Origin of the sequence: Mesorhizobium sp. M1A.F.Ca.IN.020.06.1.1 (assembly GCF_004023265.1) — a bacterium.
In the GTDB taxonomy this organism is placed as follows: Bacteria; Pseudomonadota; Alphaproteobacteria; order Rhizobiales; family Rhizobiaceae; genus Mesorhizobium.
Map to the genome: position 1 here is coordinate 1 of NZ_RZSR01001166.1, position 1,595 is coordinate 1,595.

Sequence of the window (1,595 nt, forward strand, 5' to 3'; positions counted from 1 at the left end):
AATCTGGAAATCGCAACACTCGACCAGAAGCGCGAGGCCGTCGACCCGCAGGAGACGCTGGCGAATTACCTGACCGACGGGCGCGGCGAGAACCTTGTGGTCAATGGCGAGCAGCGCCACGTCGTCTCCTATATGAAGGATTTTCTTTTCAAGCCGGAGCAGGCGCGCACGCCGGTGCGCGAGCTTTCGGGCGGCGAGCGGGCGCGACTGCTGCTGGCCCGGGTGCTGGCGCGGCCGGCGAACCTTTTGGTGCTCGACGAGCCGACCAACGACCTCGACATGGAGACGCTGGAGCTGCTGCAGGAACTGGTCGCCGGCTTTGCCGGAACGGTCGTCCTGGTCAGCCATGATCGCGATTTCCTTGACCGCACAGTCACCAGCGTGATCGCGCCCAACGGCGCCGGACGCTGGATCGAATATGCCGGCGGCTATTCCGACATGCTGGCGCAACGCGGCGGCTCGAAGCTGGAGGAGCGCAAGGCAAGGCCGAAGGCTGAAGCGAACGAAGCGACGGCCAGGGCCGAACAGACCAGCGCTAAAAGCCCGGCCAAGAAGCTCTCCTTCAAGCAGAAGTTCGCGCTGGAATCCCTGCCGAAGAAGATCGAGGCGGTGAGCGCGTCCATCTCAAGGCTGGAGAACAATATCGCCGACCCGTCCTTCTACGAGCGCGATCCCGCATCGTTCCAGAAGACCATCGCCGCGCTCGACAAGGAGCGCACCACGCTGACCTCACTTGAGGAAGAGTGGCTGGAGTTGGAGATGCTGCGCGAGGAGATGGAAGGCTAGCCGCTATAGGCAAGGCTCAGAGGCAGGCCTCGCAGATCGCAGCGATATGGCGTCTGTCGGTGCCGCAGCAGCCGCCAAGCACGGCTATCTGGCCGAAGCGGTCGCGCATGGCGCGGTAGCGCCGGCCGAGGTCGACAGGATCGCCTGGATCGAGTTCGGTCGCCGCATCCAGCTCGGCATGGCTTTTGGCGGAGGCGTTGGCCCGCACGCCGCGAATGCGCCTGATCCAGCGTCCGTCGCCGGCAAGGACGGCGTCGAAATGGCTCGGATGCGCGCAGTTGATCATGAAATATGCGGGGGCGCCGTCCGTTTCGTCGTCAACGGTCTCGATGGCGTCTCTCAGGCTCTCCCCCGAAGGCAGGCGTCCGTCCGTCTCGACGGTAAACGAAATCACCGACGGGAGCCCCACCGCCATCGCGGCACAGGCTATTCCGGCAGCCTCCTGCGCATAGGTCATCGTGATGGCGCTGACCATATCGGCGCTGGCATCGCGGAACGCCTTGACCTGATCGCCGTGATAGGTCTCGGCCTCGGCGGGCGTCATGACTGTGTCAATGCGGTAGCCGTCGCCACGGGGCCCGACCACCCCATTGACCAGCACGGTCATGCCACGCGCAACATAGGGCGCAGCCAGCGCCCGCGCCCATGACACTGCCTGCATGTCTATGCCCGACAATGCGACTTTCGAATAGCCGAGCTTTTCGCCCCAGTCCGGATTGGCGCGCCACGTCGGAGTATCGAGCACGAAGCCGACCCCGTGTTTGTCGGCGATGTCGAGATACTGGCGGAAATAGCGGGCCAACGTCGTC

General features: G+C 64.4%; 2 protein-coding genes. One reads left to right on the plus strand and one right to left on the minus strand.

Annotated elements, in window-relative coordinates; all coding sequences use genetic code 11:
* Nucleotides 1-786, plus strand: a 786-nt coding sequence (locus tag EOA60_RS32095) for an ATP-binding cassette domain-containing protein (protein WP_128312563.1), incomplete at its 5' end; no start/stop codon positions are given.
* Between the two features lie 16 nt (nt 787-802).
* On the opposite strand, the gene EOA60_RS32100 is transcribed toward EOA60_RS32095, so the two are convergent.
* A partial coding sequence (locus tag EOA60_RS32100; RefSeq protein ID WP_128312565.1) for a homocysteine S-methyltransferase family protein occupies nt 803-1,595 on the minus strand: 793 nt, incomplete at its 5' end.